Source organism: Marisediminicola senii (assembly GCF_011057645.1).
Classification (GTDB): Bacteria; Actinomycetota; Actinomycetes; order Actinomycetales; family Microbacteriaceae; genus Marisediminicola; species Marisediminicola senii.
In genome coordinates this window covers 73,761-89,488 of record NZ_JAALGE010000005.1, presented here as the reverse complement: position 1 = coordinate 89,488, position 15,728 = coordinate 73,761, and the positions used below count along the sequence as shown (strand labels likewise).

12 protein-coding genes are annotated in these 15,728 nt (G+C 68.3%); 5 read left to right on the top strand and 7 right to left on the bottom strand.

Features of this window, described 5'->3' with window-relative positions:
* Positions 1-101 precede the first annotated feature (101 nt).
* Positions 102-3,452 carry an error-prone DNA polymerase gene (locus tag G5S38_RS04210; RefSeq protein ID WP_165064749.1) on the top strand — a complete coding sequence of 1,117 codons (3,351 nt, stop codon included), beginning with the start codon at positions 102-104 and terminating at the stop codon, positions 3,450-3,452.
* Between the two features lie 20 nt (positions 3,453-3,472).
* Here the strand turns inward: G5S38_RS04210 and G5S38_RS04205 are convergent, their stop codons facing one another.
* Together G5S38_RS04205 and G5S38_RS04200 are read right to left on the bottom strand one after the other, a co-directional pair.
* Positions 3,473-5,269 carry a DEAD/DEAH box helicase gene (locus G5S38_RS04205; protein ID WP_235928887.1) on the bottom strand — a complete coding sequence of 599 codons (1,797 nt, stop codon included), beginning with the start codon at positions 5,267-5,269 and terminating at the stop codon, positions 3,473-3,475.
* 133 nt (positions 5,270-5,402) lie between these two features.
* Positions 5,403-5,669 (bottom strand): GlsB/YeaQ/YmgE family stress response membrane protein, encoded by a 267-nt coding sequence (locus G5S38_RS04200; protein WP_165064764.1) that lies wholly within the window; start codon positions 5,667-5,669, stop codon positions 5,403-5,405.
* Between the two features lie 182 nt (positions 5,670-5,851).
* Between G5S38_RS04200 and G5S38_RS04195 the strand changes: the two genes are divergently transcribed.
* A complete protein-coding gene (locus G5S38_RS04195) occupies positions 5,852-6,634 on the top strand; it encodes an SGNH/GDSL hydrolase family protein (RefSeq protein ID WP_165064743.1) in 783 nt (260 codons plus the stop codon).
* A gap of 119 nt (positions 6,635-6,753) precedes the next feature.
* Here G5S38_RS04195 and G5S38_RS04190 read toward each other — a convergent pair whose 3' ends face one another.
* From G5S38_RS04190 to G5S38_RS04180, 3 genes are all read right to left on the bottom strand, one after another.
* Positions 6,754-7,881: a fatty acid desaturase family protein gene (locus tag G5S38_RS04190; RefSeq protein ID WP_201276571.1), complete on the bottom strand. Its 1,128-nt coding sequence runs from the start codon at positions 7,879-7,881 to the stop codon at positions 6,754-6,756.
* A gap of 135 nt (positions 7,882-8,016) precedes the next feature.
* The gene (locus G5S38_RS04185; protein WP_165064736.1) at positions 8,017-9,345 is read right to left on the bottom strand and encodes a D-alanyl-D-alanine carboxypeptidase family protein; all 1,329 of its coding nucleotides are present in this window, start codon (positions 9,343-9,345) and stop codon (positions 8,017-8,019) included.
* Positions 9,346-9,380: 35 nt separating this feature from the next.
* Positions 9,381-10,112, bottom strand: a complete 732-nt coding sequence (locus G5S38_RS04180; RefSeq protein ID WP_407943825.1) for a TrmH family RNA methyltransferase — start codon at positions 10,110-10,112, stop codon at positions 9,381-9,383.
* 170 nt (positions 10,113-10,282) lie between these two features.
* Here G5S38_RS04180 and G5S38_RS04175 point away from each other — a divergent pair, with 170 nt between their 5' ends.
* Both G5S38_RS04175 and G5S38_RS04170 read left to right on the top strand, forming a co-directional pair.
* Positions 10,283-11,182 (top strand): Sir2 family NAD-dependent protein deacetylase, encoded by a 900-nt coding sequence (locus tag G5S38_RS04175; RefSeq protein ID WP_165064730.1) that lies wholly within the window; start codon positions 10,283-10,285, stop codon positions 11,180-11,182.
* Between the two features lie 56 nt (positions 11,183-11,238).
* Entirely contained in the window at positions 11,239-11,886 is a 648-nt protein-coding gene (locus tag G5S38_RS04170) for a histidine phosphatase family protein (protein WP_165064726.1), read from the top strand.
* Here the strand turns inward: G5S38_RS04170 and G5S38_RS04165 are convergent.
* Both G5S38_RS04165 and G5S38_RS04160 read right to left on the bottom strand, forming a co-directional pair.
* The gene (locus G5S38_RS04165; RefSeq protein ID WP_165064722.1) at positions 11,852-12,979 is read right to left on the bottom strand and encodes a glycosyltransferase family 4 protein; all 1,128 of its coding nucleotides are present in this window, start codon (positions 12,977-12,979) and stop codon (positions 11,852-11,854) included. The genes G5S38_RS04170 and G5S38_RS04165 overlap by 35 nt on opposite strands.
* Positions 12,976-13,893: an alpha/beta fold hydrolase gene (locus G5S38_RS04160; RefSeq protein WP_165064719.1), complete on the bottom strand. Its 918-nt coding sequence runs from the start codon at positions 13,891-13,893 to the stop codon at positions 12,976-12,978. Before G5S38_RS04160 ends, G5S38_RS04165 begins: the two co-directional genes overlap by 4 nt.
* Before the next feature lie 105 nt (positions 13,894-13,998).
* Here G5S38_RS04160 and treS point away from each other — a divergent pair, with 105 nt between their 5' ends.
* Positions 13,999-15,723 (top strand): maltose alpha-D-glucosyltransferase, encoded by a 1,725-nt coding sequence (gene treS, locus G5S38_RS04155; protein WP_165064716.1) that lies wholly within the window; start codon positions 13,999-14,001, stop codon positions 15,721-15,723.
* The last annotated feature ends 5 nt before the right edge of the window (positions 15,724-15,728 follow it).

Below are 15,728 nucleotides of genomic sequence, written 5' to 3'. Positions count from 1 at the left end.
ACGAGTTACGAAATGCAGGAGCGTCAGGGGGGACGGAAGCGAGGTAGAAGAGACGGGGCGCAGCCCAGCCAGGCGCGGCCGAGCCGCACCCCGCGCCCGACGTGGCCGAACCCGCCCCAACCACACCCTCCCCAACCCCACCAGCCCCGACGGTTCCTGCAGTCCCCTACGCCGAGCTGCACGCCCACTCCAACTTCAGCTTCCTCGACGGCGCATCCTCGCCGGAGGAGCTGCTCGAAGAGGCACAACGCCTCGGCCTCACCGCGCTCGGCCTCACCGACCACAACGGCCTGTACGGCATCGTGCGCATGGCAGAGGCGGCCGAGAGCTTTCCCGACATCGGCACCGTCTTCGGCGCGGAACTCTCCCTCGATCTCACCGCCCCGCAGCTCGGCGTCGCAGAACCCGAAGGCAGCCACCTCGTCGTACTCGCCCGCAAGGAGGAGGGCTACCACCGCCTGGCCGGTGCCATCACCTCGGCGCAGCTCGCGGGCGGCGAGAAGGGTCGCCCGGTCTACGACCTCGATGAACTCGGGCGGCAGGCATCCGGCCACTGGCTCGTGCTCACCGGGTGTCGCAAGGGTCGGGTTCGCCAGGCGCTGGTCGAGCATGGACCGGATGCTGCCGCTCTCGAGCTCGACCGCCTGATCGAGGTCTTCGGGCGCGATAACGTCGTGGTCGAACTCATCGACCACGGGTACCCTCTCGACACCGACCACAACGATGCGCTGTACGCCCTCGCCCAGAAGCGGGGCATCCCCGCCGTCGCGACCGGCAACGTGCACTACGCCAGCCCGAAGCAGCACCGGCTCGCCACCGCGCTCTCCGCGGTGCGCGCCAGGCGCAGCCTCGACGAGATGGACGGCTGGCTGCCGGCGTCGGGCGCAGCGCACCTGCGGTCCGGCGCCGAGATGGCCGCACGCTTCGCCCGCTACCCCGGGGTGGTCGAGCGCACGGTCGAGATCGCCGCCGAACTCGGCTTCCGGCTGCGCAGTGCCGCACCGGGCCTCCCCCGGCAGAATGTGCCAGAGGGGCACACCCCGATGAGCTGGCTGCGCACCCTGGTCTGGGAGGGCGCAGCCGAGAAGTATCCCGGCCTCAGCGATGACGACCGGCAACGCATCGAACGGGAACTCGAGGTGATCGAGGTGAAGGACTTTCCCGGGTACTTCCTCATCGTCTGGGACATCGTGCGGTTCGCCCGCAGCCAGGGCATCCTCTGCCAGGGGCGCGGGTCGGCCGCGAACTCCGCGGTCTGCTTCCTGCTCAACATCACCGCGATCGACTCGATCTTCTACAAGCTGCCGTTCGAGAGGTTCCTGTCGAGCATGCGCGACGAAGAACCCGACATCGACGTCGACTTCGACTCCGACCGGCGCGAAGAGGTGATCCAGTACGTGTACCGCACCTACGGCCGTCACAACGCGGCCCAGGTCGCCAACGTCATCACCTACCGGCCCAAGTTCGCCGTGCGCGACATGGCCAAGGCCCTCGGGCATTCCCCCGGCCAGCAAGACGCCTGGTCGAAGCAGATCGAACGCTGGGGAGGCAACGTCTCGAGCGACGAGCACGACATTCCCGCCGCCGTGGTCGAACTCGCGCAGGAAGTGCTCAAGTTCCCCCGGCACCTCGGCATCCATTCCGGCGGCATGGTGCTCACCGACCGCCCCGTCGGCGAGGTGGTGCCGATCGAGCACGCGCGCATGGAGAACCGCACGGTACTGCAGTGGGACAAGGACGACTGCGCCTGGATGGGACTGGTCAAGTTCGACCTGCTCGGGCTCGGCATCCTCGCCGCGGTGCAGTACACCTTCGACCTGGTGTCGGAGTCCCTCGGCGAGGAGTGGACACTGTCGACGATCCCCCGCGAGGAAGCGGGCGTCTACGACCAGCTCTGCCGCGCCGACTCGGTCGGGGTATTCCAGGTGGAGAGCCGCGCGCAGATGGGCCTGCTGCCCCGCCTCCAGCCGCGACGGTTCTACGACCTCGTCGTGCAGATCGCGATGGTGCGGCCCGGTCCGATCCAGGGCGGTGCGGTGCATCCATTCGTGCGCCGCAAGCTCGGCGAGGAGGAGATCACCTACCTGCACCCGAAGCTCAAGGAACCGCTCGAGCGCACCCTCGGCATCCCGGTGTTCCAGGAGCAGCTGATGCAAGTGGCCATGGCCGTCGGCGGCTGCACGGGGGAAGACGCCGACCTGCTGCGCCGCGCCATGGGATCCAAGCGCGGCATCGAGCGGATCGAGTCGCTCAGGGGCAAGCTCTACGCGGGCATGGCGGAGAACGGCATCACCGGCGAGGTCGCCGACGACATCTACGGCAAGATCCAGGCGTTCGCGAGTTTCGGGTTCGCCGAGAGCCACAGCCTCAGCTTCGGGCTGCTCGTCTACGCCAGCGCGTGGCTGCGGCTGCACTACCCCGCGGCGTTCCTGGCCTCGCTGCTGCGCGCGCAGCCGATGGGCTTCTACTCGCCGGCCACCCTGGTGGCGGATGCCCGGCGCCACGGTGTCGTCGTGCGGCGACCTGACATCCTACGCTCCGACGCGGATGCCGTGCTCGAGGCGGTCGACGCCGCAACACCGCGCGCCGCAACACCAGGCGCCGCAACACCGGGCGCCGAAACCCCCGCAACCCCCGGCGTCGCGGCGACCGGCTCGCCCTCCTGCCTGCACTTCGCGCAACCGCCCGTGCCGGAGTTCGACCGCACCGCCCACTTCGACTGCGACGACCACCGCCGCGATGGCGCGCTGTCGGTGCGCCTCGGGCTCGCCGACGTGCGCGGCATCGGACAGAAGCTCGCCATCAGGATCGTCGACGACCGGCGAGCCCACGGCGCGTTCCTCGACATGGCCGACCTGGTGCGCCGGGTCGGCCTCGATACTGTGCAGCTCGAGGCCCTCGCCACCGCCGGCGCATTCGAGGTGTTCGGCATGACGCAGCGCGAGGCGCTCTGGGCCGCCGGTGACGCCGCCCAGAACCGGCAGGAATACCTGCCGGACAGCCACGTGTCGGTGCAGCCCCCGCTGTTCTCCCTGCCCAGCGAGGCAGACACCCTGGTCGCCGACCTGTGGGCGACCGGCATCTCGCCCGACGACCATCCGCTGCGGCACGTGCGGGAGTCGCTCACCGAACGCGGGGTGCTGTCATCCGCTGCCCTCAAGGTCGCGGAATCCGGGCGCCGCGTCGAAGTCGCCGGGGTGGTCACCCACCGGCAGCGACCGGCGACCGCCAGCGGCATCACCTTCGTCAACCTCGAGGACGAGACCGGGCTGGTCAACGTGATCTGCAGCGTCGGGGTGTGGAAGCGCTATCGCCCGGTCGCCCGCGATGCCCCCGCGATGATCGTGCGCGGCGTCCTCGAGCGCTCGGCCGAGGGGGTCACGAACCTGCTCGCCGACTACTTCGAAATACTGCCGTTGACAGCCCGCACGGTCTCCCGCGACTTCCGGTAGCCGGTCACCCGGCCCCGACGTCACCGACCGCGCGACGCGTTCTTGCGCAGCAGGTCGATGCGCGCCTGCAACTGGCTCACGGTGGCCGACGCGACCGCTGGCCCGCCGCACATGCGGCGCAGCTCGGCGTGGATCAGCCCGTGCGGCTCGTTCGTCAGCTTCGACCGCATACCGACCAGGCTGTTCAGTAGCGTGCGCTGCTCCTTGAGCGTGCGGTACAGCGGTTGCGGCGCCGCGGGGGCCGCCGGTTCTCCGGATGCCGCCCTGCGCCGTTCCTTTTCGGTGCCGCGCCGCGACTGCCTGGCCTGCCGCTGCTTCAGCAGCTCGCTCACCTGCTCGGGTTCGAGCAACCCCGGGATGCCGATGAAGTCGAGCTCCTCGTCGCTGCCCGGTTCGGCGTACGAGCCATACTCTTCGCCGTCGTGCAGTACCCGGTCGAAGGTCGCGGTCGATTCGAGAGCCTGCCAGGTGAACTCGTCGAGCAGCTCCGACGAGGCCGTGTCTTCACGCTCGGCCGACTCGAGCAGGCTGTCGTCGAGCCCATCGTCGTCTGCACTCTCGCGGTCGAGCGCGTGGTCGCGCTCCAGTTCCATCGTCGCGGCCAGCGCCATCAGGGATGGAACGCTCGGCAGAAAGATGGTCGCCGTCTCGCCGCGCCGGCGCGTGCGTACGAAGCGGCCGATAGCCTGCGCGAAGAACAACGGCGTCGATGCGGATGTCGCGTACACGCCGACCGCGAGGCGGGGAACGTCCACGCCCTCCGACACCATCCGCACAGCGACCATCCACCGGCTCGTGCCCGAGGAGAATTCGTCGATGCGGTCGCTGGCTTCCTTGTCGTCGGAGAGCACCACCGTCGGGTGCACGCCGGTGATCTCCTTCAGGATGCTCGCGTACGCCTTCGCGGCGAAGTGGTCGGTCGCAATAACCAGGCCCCCGGCGTCGGGAATTGCGTGCCGCACCTCGGTGAGGCGACGGTCCGCCGCGCGCAGCACCTGCGGAATCCACTCGCCCTCGGGGTTCAGCGCGGTGCGCCAGGCCTGCGAGATGACGTCCTTGGTGTCGGGCTCGCCGAGGCCCGCCTCCATCTCGTCACCCATCTTGGTGCGCCACTTCATCGTGCCCGCGTAGGCCATGAAGATGACCGGCCGCACGACGCCGTCGGCCAGCGCCCGGCCGTAGCCGTAGTTGTAGTCGGTCTGCGACAGCCGGATGTTGTTGTCGCCCCGTAGGTAGCTGACGAACGGAATCGGCGCCGTGTCGGAGCGGAACGGGGTACCGGTGAGCGACAGGCGCCGGGTGGCCGGCTCGAACGCCTCGCGGATCGCATCGCCCCAGCTCAGCGCATCGCCGCCGTGGTGCACCTCGTCGAGGATCACCAGCGTGCGCTGGTCCTGCGTCAGCGACCGGTGCAGCGCGGGGGCCATCGCCACCTGCGCGTAGGTCACCACGACGCCGTGGAACTGGCGGCCGCCTGTTCCGTGGTTGTTGCGAAAGGCCGGGTTGAGACGGATGCTGGCACGGTGCGCCGCCTCGGCCCACTGCCGTTTCAGGTGCTCGGTGGGCGCGACCACCGTGATGCGGTCGACGATGCGCCGATGCAGCAACTCGGCAGCGAGCCGCAGGGCGAATGCCGTCTTGCCTGCTCCCGGTGTCGCGGCGGCCAGGAAGTCGCGCGGCTCGGTCTCGAAGTACAGGTCGAGGGCCTCGGCCTGCCATGCCCGGAGCCGCTGGGCGGTGCCCCTTGCTGCCCGCTCCGGGAAGGCCGGGGACAGGTGTTCGGCGGCGAAGGTGCCGAACGACAAAGGGATGCTCACTGGATCAGAGCTTACCGGAGCCCCCCGACGCCAGCCGCTCGAGCGGGCCCGCCGCACGCGTCGGGCGCAGCATCCGGGCACGAAAAAGCCCCTCTCCGAAGAGAGGGGCATCTCGTGTGTAGCCGTGGGGCGATTACGCCTTGCGGCTGCGTCCGGTGACGAATCCGTAGATTACGAGCACGAGGATCGCGCCGAGGATGGCGACGATCCAGGTCTGGATGGACCAGAATTCTTCCAGTCCGATTCCGAAGATTGCGCTACCGATGAATCCACCGAGCAGTGCGCCGACGACGCCGAGGATGAGGGTGATGATCAGCCCACCGCCCTGGCGTCCGGGCAGGATTGCCTTTGCAATTGCTCCGGCGATGAGTCCAAGAACGATCCAACCAATGATTCCCAAAACGACCTCCCAGTCGTACGTGTTCGCACCGGGTTTCGGCGCAGCTAAGAACTCTGCCACTTATGCCCCTCCGGGTCAATTGGGAGGATCCAGGGGTTGACAGGCCACTTTGGGGTGTGTGTGAGGGACCCAATTCGGCAACGGTGGTGTCGGAACGCCGTGCGATGGGGCACGCTGGGGGGATGACACAGTTGCATCCGTGGTCCAGGTACGTCGCCATCGGGGATTCCTTCACCGAAGGAATCGGGGATCCAGAGCCGCGACTGCCGGGCGGGAGCCGGGGCTGGGCCGACCGGGTCGCCGAGGTGCTGGCCACGAAGACCGACGACTTCGCCTACGCGAACCTCGCCATCCGCGGGCGCCTACTGCAGCAGATCATCGACCAGCAGATCGAGCCTGCCCTCGAGTTGCGCCCCGACCTCATCACGATGTCGGGCGGGGGCAACGACATCATCCGGCCGAACACCGACCCCGACGTGATCGCCGACCGCCTCGAGAGCGCCGTCGCCCGGCTGCGCGCCAACGACGCGACCGTGGTGATCTTCAATGGTCCAGACATCGGAATGACTCCGGTGCTCGGTCGCGCCAGGGGCAAGGTGGCGATCTTCAACGAGAACCTCCGCGCCATCGCCGCCAGGCACGACGTGATCGTGGCCGACATGTGGGCGCTGCGCGAACTCAAGGACCCCCGCATGTGGGCACCCGACCGGCTGCACTTCTCCCCCATCGGCCACAACACGATCGCCCGCATGGTGCTCGACTCGCTCGGAGTCGAGAACGACCTCGAGCCGTACAGCCCGGAGCCCCTGGTGCGCACGCCATGGCGGCAGGCGCGAGTAGAGGACATGGAGTGGGCACGCGAGTGGCTCATGCCGTGGGTGCTGCGACGCATCCGTCATCAATCATCCGGCGACGGCATCAGCGCCAAGCGCCCGACCGCCGATGGAATGTCGCACCGGGAGTAGCCGCCCGTGGCCCGCGACGCGCAGCGCTGCACCTCACCCGGCCCCGGCGCGCGAAACGACGAACCGGCTGCACCCTCGCGGGATGCAGCCGGTTTCGTCGTGCTTGGCGAACCTGTCGGTCAGCGCCCGTAGGCGGTGGCCGAGGGGCAGTCGAACGGGTCGCCGCCCGCGGCAAGGCCGACACGGTTCAGGTACTGGATCACGATGCCGTACGACTCGGTGAGGGTGGTCTCGGTATACGGGATCTTGTGGGTCGCGCAGTAGTCCTTGGCAATGGCCTGCGCCGCCTTGAGGTGCGGTCGCGGCATGTTCGGGAACAGGTGGTGCTCGATCTGGTAGTTGAGCCCACCCATGAAGGTGTCCATGGCCCAGTTGCCCTTGATGTTGCGCGAGGTCAGCACCTGGCGGCGCAGGAAGTCGACCTTGGCGTCGCGCGGCAGCACCGGCATCCCCTTGTGGTTCGGGGCGAACGACGCACCCATGTAGAGGCCGAAGATGCCCATCTGAACACCGAGGAAGGCGAACGCCATCCCGACCGGCAACATGAGGAACAGCACGGCGAGGTAGGCGCCCATGCGCGCGGTGAGCATGGTGATCTCGACCCAGCGCTTGTCGACCTTGCCGCGGCCGAACACGGTGCGGAAGCCGAGCATGTGCAGGTTCAGGCCCTCGAGCAGCAGGGCGGGAAAGAACAGGTAGCCCTGGCGCTTGGTCGCCCAGGCGTACAGGCCCTTGGCCTTGGCGGCGTCCTCCGGGATGAACGAGACGAAGTCGCGCTCGATGTCGGGGTCCTTGCCGATGATGTTGGGGTTGGCGTGGTGACGCGAGTGCTTCGTCATCCACCACGAGTAGCTGATGCCGACGAACAGGTTCGCGAGGGTGCGGCCGGCGATGTCGTTGGCCTTGCCGGATTCGAATACCTGACGGTGCGATGCCTCGTGGGCGAGGAAGGCGTACTGCGTCAGTACGACGCCCAGGGCCGCGGCGATGATCAGCTGGAACCAGCTGTCACCGAGCAGGATGAAGCCCGCGATGAGCCCGGCGAGCACCGTGGTGAGGATGGTGAACATCATCACGTAGAAGCCGGTGCGGCGCTTGAGCAGACCGGCGTCGCGCACCGTGCGCAGCAATGTCGAGTACTCGGTGGTGGGGTTCTTGGCGTTGCCGCCCGGCTTCGTCTTGGTGAAGGTGACGACAGCGGGCGATGCTGCCCCGTCGATGGCGGGTGCTACGGATGTTCCACTCATATGACCTCGTTCAACTGATGACTTCGCAGTCGCAAGCGAGAGCATGTGCCCCCCTGAATAGGTTCGATCATATTGAAGAACTATTTCAAACGCATGCAACGTGACATTTTGAGAGAGAAGGCACAGGAGGGGTTGTCATTCCTCGAGAAATCGGGCAAAATCCCCGATCCTCCACCAGGCCCCGGGGTCACCGAGGGCCTCGTCGAGCACCAAATCGATCGAGATTACCTCGCCATCGACCACGAAGGTCGCCGTTCCCACCGGCGCGCCCTCTCTCGCCTCCCCCAGCGATTCCACGGTGACGTCGACCGCGATCTCCGGATCGGACCAGACGAGGGTGGATGCGTCGGCCGCCGCCACCGCCGACGCGGAATCGTTCCACTCCGTGCGATAGGTGGCGAACGCCTCACCGCGGTCCGCGAGCTGCACCCGCTGGAACCCGTCGGCCACGCCGTCGAGCAACCGCTGCACGTCGACGTTGAGGCTGTCGTGGTCCGCGCCGCCCAGCATCACGCCCACGACGGTCACCGTGTCCGCGCCCGCATCGGCGGAGTCAGAGCTGGCGGGGTCAGAGCCGACAGAGTCGGTGCCAGCATCGGCATCGGCGACCCCGGTGTCGCGGGGCACGGTGTAGTCGGCCGCGAACAGGAGGCAGGCGCCCGCGGCATCCAACGTGCCGGTCTTGATGCCGTCGATGCCGTCGATGCCGAGCAGCTCGTTGCTGTTCTCGATCTCGCCGATGTTCGCCACCGGTGCGGTGGGCATCGCCACCGTCTCGGCGACCGTCGGATTCGCGAGGGCCATCGTGCCGAGTCGCACCAGCTCGGTCGCGGTGCTCACGTTGAGTGGGGAGAGGCCGGTGGGTTCGACGATGGTCGTTTGGGCGAACCCGCTGCGCTGCAGCCAGTCGGCGGCGGCGGTGACGAACGCCTCGCGGGATCCGAATGCCCAGATGGCGAGGGCATCGGCGTAGTTGTTGGCCGACGACACCAGGGTGAGCTCGAGCAGGTCGCGCTGGCTGAACACGAAGCCCGCGCGCACCGGCTCGACCTTGCCGCCGACGCCGAGGTACTGGTCGTAGAGCGCGACGTCGGCTGGGGTCATCGTGACGTCGGGCCCGGACTCCCCCGCCGCCAGCGGGTGCGCATCGAGCACGACCAGGGCGGTGACCACCTTGCTGATGCTCGCGATCGGCAGCGGCGTCTCGATGCCGCTCGACGCGAGTACGCCGTCGAAGCCGACGGCACCCACCGCGGTCGCTCCGTAGCCGGCGAACATGAGGTCTGCTGCGGGGGGCTCGTCGGGGGTCACCGCGGTGACGACGGGCGCGGTCGGCTCGAGCGGGGTCAGCAGCGCGACGGGCACGTACACCCCGGCCCCTAGCACGAGGGCGGCGGCGAGGATCGCGGCGGTCACCCCCGGCCATCGCCTGCGCCGGTCACGACGTTCGGAATTCCTGGGCACCCGCCCATCTAACCCCGTCGACCGCGGAGAATCGCTCAGCGCAGCGCCCACAGGGCCACGGCGCTGGCGGCGGCGACGTTGAGCGAGTCGACGCCGTGCCCCATGGGGATGGTGACCACGGTGTCGGCGGCGGCGATCGCCTCCCTGCTGAGGCCGTCGCCCTCGGAACCCAGCACGATGGCGACCCGCTCCGGCACGTCGGCGGCGAACGCGCCGAGGTCCACGGCGCCCGGGGCGAGGGCGAGGGCCGCGAGGTGGAAGCCGGCCGACTTCACGACGGCCGCGGCATGCGGCCAATCGGGCAGCCTGGTCCACGGCACCTGCAGCACGGATCCCATGCTCACGCGCACGCTGCGTCGGTACAGCGGGTCGGCGCAGCGCGGGGTCACCAGCACGGCATCGGCGCCGAGGCCGGCGACGGAGCGGAAGATCGCCCCGACGTTCGTGTGGTCGACGATGTTCTCGAGGATCACGATGCGTCGGGCGTCGGAGATCAGCTCGTCGACCGGGCGCAGCGCCGGCCGGTGCATCGCCGCGAGGGCCCCGCGGTGCAGGTTGTAGCCGGTGAGGCTCTCGAGCAGCGCGGGCTCGCCCACGTACACCGGAATGTCGAACGGCTCCATCAGGGGACGCAGCGAGTCGAGCCACTGCGGCTGCACGAGCACCGAGCGGGGTACGTGGCCCGCGGCGAGGGCACGCCGGATGACCTTGCCCGACTCGGCGATATAGAGGCCGCCCGCGGGTTCCAGGGTCCGGCGCAGCTCCATGTCCGTGAGCCCGCGGTAGTCCTCGAGCCCCGGTCGGTCGAGATCGGCTATCGGAACGACGTGCACAATGCCTCCACTATCCGGCCGGCACCCGGCATTCGCAGCAGATGGAAACATATCGGACTCCCCGCACGTTTATCCTGTTGGAGCACACGAGGCGAGGTACACGCATGTCTGAAGCGGGGAACGCAGCACTGGCGACGGTCGGCCCGTCTCACGACGGTGGCCCCGCCGACACCGCGGCTCCCGGCTCCGACATCGCCGGATTCGACGACGCGCTCGGCGCACTGCGCGGTCGCACCATCGCGGTCCTCACCGGCGCCGGGGTGAGCACCGATTCCGGTATCCCCGACTACCGGGGCGCCGGCGCCCTCCCCCGCAACCCGATGACCTTCCAGCAGTTCGTCAAGGACGCCGACTACCGCAAGCGGTACTGGGCGGGCAGCCACCTCGGGTGGCGCCGCTTCGACGGGGCGCAGCCCAACGACGGGCACCGCGCGCTGGCGGCCCTCGAGGCGTCCGGTGCCGTCAACGGCGTGCTGACCCAGAACGTCGACGGCCTCCACCTGCGTGCCGGCTCGCGCCGGGTCGTCGACCTGCACGGCACCATGGACCGCGTCGTCTGCCTCACCTGTGGTCAGGGCTTCGCCCGCACCGACATCGCCGCGCGGCTCGCCGAGGCCAATCCGTGGCTCGACGAGCCGGAGAACATCCAGCTCGGACCGGACGGCGACGTGGAGATCACCGAGATCGACGCGTTCGTCAGCCCGTCGTGCACCGTCTGCGGCGGCGTGCTCAAGCCCGACATCGTCTTCTTCGGGGAGTTCATCCCCACCGAGAAATTCACCGAGGCCAGTGCCGTGCTGCAGTCGGCCGATGCGCTGCTGATCGCCGGTTCGTCGCTGGTCGTCAATTCCGGCATCCGGCTCCTCGACAAGGCATCGAAGCGCAAGCTGCCCATCGTGATCGTCAATCGCGGAGACACCCGCGGCGACTCGCGTTCCACGGTTAAGATCGACGCGGGCACGTCGCAATTCCTGACGGCCCTTTCGCAGCGACTGGGTGCGTGACTGGGCTCCACCGATGACGGTGGTGCTGGCCGCCTCCGGTGGAACCGGGACGGCACATGACGAAGCTCTACCTCGTTCGGCACGGTGAGACCGACTGGAACGTCGCCAGGCGCATCCAGGGCATCACCGACATCCCCCTGAACGAGACGGGGCGTGCCCAGGCCAGGCGCACCGGCGCGCTGCTCGCGACGCGTGAGTGGGATGCCGTGATCGCGAGCCCGCTCTCGCGCGCCTACGAGACCGCGCGCATCATCGGCGAACGCATCGGCTTTCCCACGCCCACCGTCGACTCGGCACTCGTGGAGCGGTTCTACGGGCAGGCGGAGGGCATGGATCACCGCACGCTCGACGCGCAGTACCCGCCGGGCGTCCCCGTGCCCGGGCGCGAGACGCGCGCACAGGTCGAGAGGCGCGTGCTTCCCGCGCTGCTCGGGCTCGGGCGGGAGCGCCCAGGTGAGAACGTCGTCGTGGTCACGCACGGCGGCGTCATCCGTACCGTCATCAATGCCGTCGAACCCGACGACCCGTTCTTTCGTGGCGTGCCCATCACCAACGGTTCCGTGCACAGCTTCCAATACCGCGACGGCGGGCTGTCACTGATCGCCTTCGACGACCCGATGGAGCTCGAGTCCATCGAGCCGGGTGCCGAGGACTTCGTGGTGCAGAACCCTAGCGCCGCGCGGGAGTCCGGCGGCCTGGAATAAGCGAGACCAGCAGTCGGCGCCACAGCGGGGTGCGCCGGGGTGGCAGGGTCGTGATGACGTCGAGCAGGCGCTGCGCCGACTCCTCCCAGCTGAAGTGGCCGGCCTGCGCGAGGGCGCGTGCGCTGAGGTCGTTCCAGCGCTCGGGCGAATCGATGCTGCGCACCGCGGCAGCGAAGTCCTCCGGGCTGTGCGGGTCGAAGAAGGTGGCCGCGTCGCCGCCCACCTCGCGGAACACCGGGATGTCGCTGATCACCAGGGGCGTGGCGGTCGACAGTGCCTCGATGAGCGGGATGCCGAAGCCCTCGTCGAGGCACGCGGAGACCATCGCGGTCGACGACCGCATCACCTCGATATAACGCTCGTCAGACACCCCGTTCTCGAACACGACCGAGCCCTCGGGCGCGAGTGCCGCGATGCGCTCGCGGGCCTCGTCGGTGATCTTGCTGAGCAGCATCAGGCGGTAGCCGGGCAGCAGCGCCATGCCGCGCGCAAGCGTCTCGACGTTCTTGTTGGGCATGAACGTGCCCATGTAGACGAGGGTCCTCAGATTCTCGTGGGTGCGCGCCGGCAGCCCGCTCGGCGGAACGCCGGGCCGGATCACCGTCACCGGCCGCTTCGTGAGCCGCACCTCGTTCATCTCGCGCTCGCAGTTGTACGACCCCGTGACGACGGCCTCCGCCCGGTTCAGCACGAGGCGCTGCGGCCAATGCGCGAGGTGGAACGCCCGCCAGATGGCCCTGACCGGCAGGCTGAACTCGGCCGGCGGCTTGCGGGTGCGGTAGAACACCATGTCGTGGATGGTGAGGATCAACCGGTACCTGCGGTGGAACGATCCCATGGTCTGCATGGGCGTGAACACCACGTCGGGCTTCGCCCGGTTCACCGCGAGGGCCACCCATGGCTCGAGCAGGCTCGCACCCTGGCGGACCTTGATCCACGGCAGGTCGGGCAGCATCGTCAGCTGCCGCTCGTCGCTGATGATCATCGTCACCGGGTGCAGCGCGGAGAACGCCTCCACCAGGCCAGCGGTGTACCTGCTCACGCCGTCATGGCGCACCAGCCGGGTGTACCGGCAGTCGAACAGCACCTTCACGACGCGGGCCCACCGTGCGGCCGAACCCGCGCGTCGAGAAAGTCGGTGATGGCGGATGCCGCGGCGGCAGGCACCTCGTAGTGGATGAGGTGGCCCACCCCCTCGAGAACGACCAGCGTGGCATCCGGAATCGCCTTCTGCAGGTCGTACTGGGCGGCCACCGGCGTGATGTCGTCGAGGCGGGCGGCGACCAGCAGGGTGGGCACCGTGATGCGCGAGGCGACCGCGCCGACATCGGTGCTCACGGTGGCGTGGAACGCCTCGACGGCGACATCGCGGTTGGCGAACCGGCTGAAGAACGTGCGGTGCTCGGCGTGGATCCAGCGGCGCAGCGCACGGTCCCTGGTCTTCGCCATCGTCTCGCTCATCAGCCGCACGATGGCCCGGTTCTCGAGCAACCGGGTGCCGAGGCGCTCCGGAAGGATCTTCGCGGCGTTGTAGTAGGCGACGGTGATCTTGGTGGCGAGCCAGCGAGGGCCACCCAGGCCGGAGATGGCGATGGGGTTCACGAGCACGAGCGCGGGCGTCTGAAGGCCGCGCGCGATGGCGGTCGAGGTGACGATGGTGCCGAACGAGTGGCCGAGCACGACCGGCGGGGTCGGAAAGTTGAGGGCGTCGACGAACGCCGTGAACCAGGCGGCGTACCCGTCGACGGAGTGCGGAACCTGGGTGAGCGGGGTCGACTCGCCGAAGCCGGGCAGGTCCGGCCCGATGAAGCGCACGCCGGGCAGGTGGGCGATGATCGGCTCGATGCCGTGGTGCTCACCCCGGTAGCCGTGCGCGATGACGACGGTCACCTCGGCGTCGTCCGATCCGTACACCCAGTAGCGCGTGGTGCTGCCGAGCACCTCGACCTCGAACCGCCGGACGGGAATTCGGGCTAGCAACGCTGCATACGGAGATTGGCTCGTCATTTGGGTTCCAGCATAGGTACGCATGGAACATTGCACAGTCTCCGCGACTCCTAGACTCGTTACGAACCAGTTAACACTGACCAACGCTTGGTCGAGAGGACCCCTGTGAGCTTTACCGCACCCATCCAACTGCCCGGTCTCACTCTCGACCCCCAGTGGTACCGACGGGCGGTGTTCTACGAGGTCATGGTGCGCTCATTCGTCGACAGCAACGGCGACGGCGCGGGTGACCTGCAGGGCCTCATCGGCAAGCTGGACTACCTGCAGTGGCTCGGTGTCGACGCGCTCTGGCTGCCGCCGTTCTACCAGTCGCCGCTGCGCGACGGTGGATACGACGTCTCCGACTTCCGCGCGATCCTCCCCGAATTCGGAACACTGGATGAATTCAAGGATCTCGTCACCAAGGCGCACGAGCGCAACATGCGCATCGTCATCGACTACCCGCTCAACCACACCTCCGACCAACACGACTGGTTCCAGCAGTCACGGTCGAACCCCGATGGCCCATACGGCGACTACTACGTGTGGAGCGACACCGACGAGAAGTACGAGAACATCCGCATCATCTTCGTCGACACCGAAGAGTCGAACTGGACCTTCGACCCGGTGCGCCGCCAGTTCTTCTTCCACCGCTTCTTCTCCCACCAGCCCGACCTGAACTTCGAGAATCCCGACGTGCGCGAGGCGGTGTTCGACACCATCAGGTTCTGGATGGACCTCGGGGTCGACGGCATCCGCCTCGATGCGATCCCCTACCTCTTCGAGACCGAGGAGGGCAACGGCGAGGGCGAGCCGGAGACCCACGACTTCACCAAGCAACTGCGCGAGCTGGTCGACCGCGACTACCCGGGGCGCATCCTCATCGCCGAGGCCAACCAGTGGCCCCGCGAGGTCGCCGCGTTCTTCGGCACCGAGGAGGAGCCGGAGTGCCACATGGCATTCGACTTCCCCGTCATGCCGCGCATCTTCTACTCGCTCCGCTCGCAGCACGCCGGCGAACTGATCAGCGTGCTGTCGGAGACGCTCGACATTCCCGATGGAGCCGGCTGGGGCGTGTTCCTCCGCAACCACGACGAGCTCACCCTCGAGATGGTGTCCGAGGAATACCGCCAGGCGATGTACGGCTGGTATGCCTACGACCCGCGCATGCGCTCGAACATCGGCATCCGCCGTCGCCTCGCTCCGCTGCTCGACAACTCCCGGGCCGAGCTAGAGCTCGCGCACGCTCTGCTCTTCTCGCTTCCCGGCAGCCCGTTCCTCTACTACGGCGACGAGATCGGCATGGGGGACAACATCTGGCTGCCGGACCGCGACAGCTCGCGCACCCCGATGCAGTGGACGCCTGACCGCAACGCCGGGTTCTCCACCGCCGACCCCGGCAAGCTGTTCCTGCCGGTCGTGCAGTCGCTGGTGTACAACTACAACCTGATCAACGTCGAGTCGCAGCTGGCCCAGTCGCGTTCACTGCTGCACTGGGTGCGCAACGTCATCCACGTACGCAAGGCCCACCCGACCTTCGGGCTCGGAAGCCTGCGCGTGCTGAAGACCTCCCACGAATCGGTGCTGGCATTCGTGCGGTCGTACGAGGGCGCATCGACGCAGTTCGGCGACTCGGCCGAAGACGTGCTCTGCATCTTCAGCTTCTCGCACAACCCGGTGTCGGTCACGATCGACGTCGAGGGATTCGAGGGCTCGGCGACCTGGGACCTCTTCGGCGGCGGCGAATTCCCGACTGTGGGCGACGACGGGTCACTCACGCTGACGCTCGCGACGCAGAGCTTCTTCTGGCTGCACCTCGGCTCGGCGAAGAATGCCGGTGGCCGACCGTAGGGTGA

What these genes read in the sequence shown, in the direction of transcription:
- G5S38_RS04195 (WP_165064743.1), top strand. Translation starts at nt 5,852, where the DNA reads ATGACACAGTTGCATCCGTGGTCCAGGTACGTCGCCATCGGGGATTCC.
- G5S38_RS04170 (WP_165064726.1), top strand. Translation starts at nt 11,239, where the DNA reads ATGACGAAGCTCTACCTCGTTCGGCACGGTGAGACCGACTGGAACGTC.
- G5S38_RS04180 (WP_407943825.1), bottom strand. Translation starts at nt 10,112, where the DNA reads ATGGAGCTGCGCCGGACCCTGGAACCCGCGGGCGGCCTCTATATCGCC.
- G5S38_RS04190 (WP_201276571.1), bottom strand. Translation starts at nt 7,881, where the DNA reads ATGAGTGGAACATCCGTAGCACCCGCCATCGACGGGGCAGCATCGCCC.
- G5S38_RS04160 (WP_165064719.1), bottom strand. Translation starts at nt 13,893, where the DNA reads ATGACGAGCCAATCTCCGTATGCAGCGTTGCTAGCCCGAATTCCCGTC.
- G5S38_RS04175 (WP_165064730.1), top strand. Translation starts at nt 10,283, where the DNA reads ATGTCTGAAGCGGGGAACGCAGCACTGGCGACGGTCGGCCCGTCTCAC.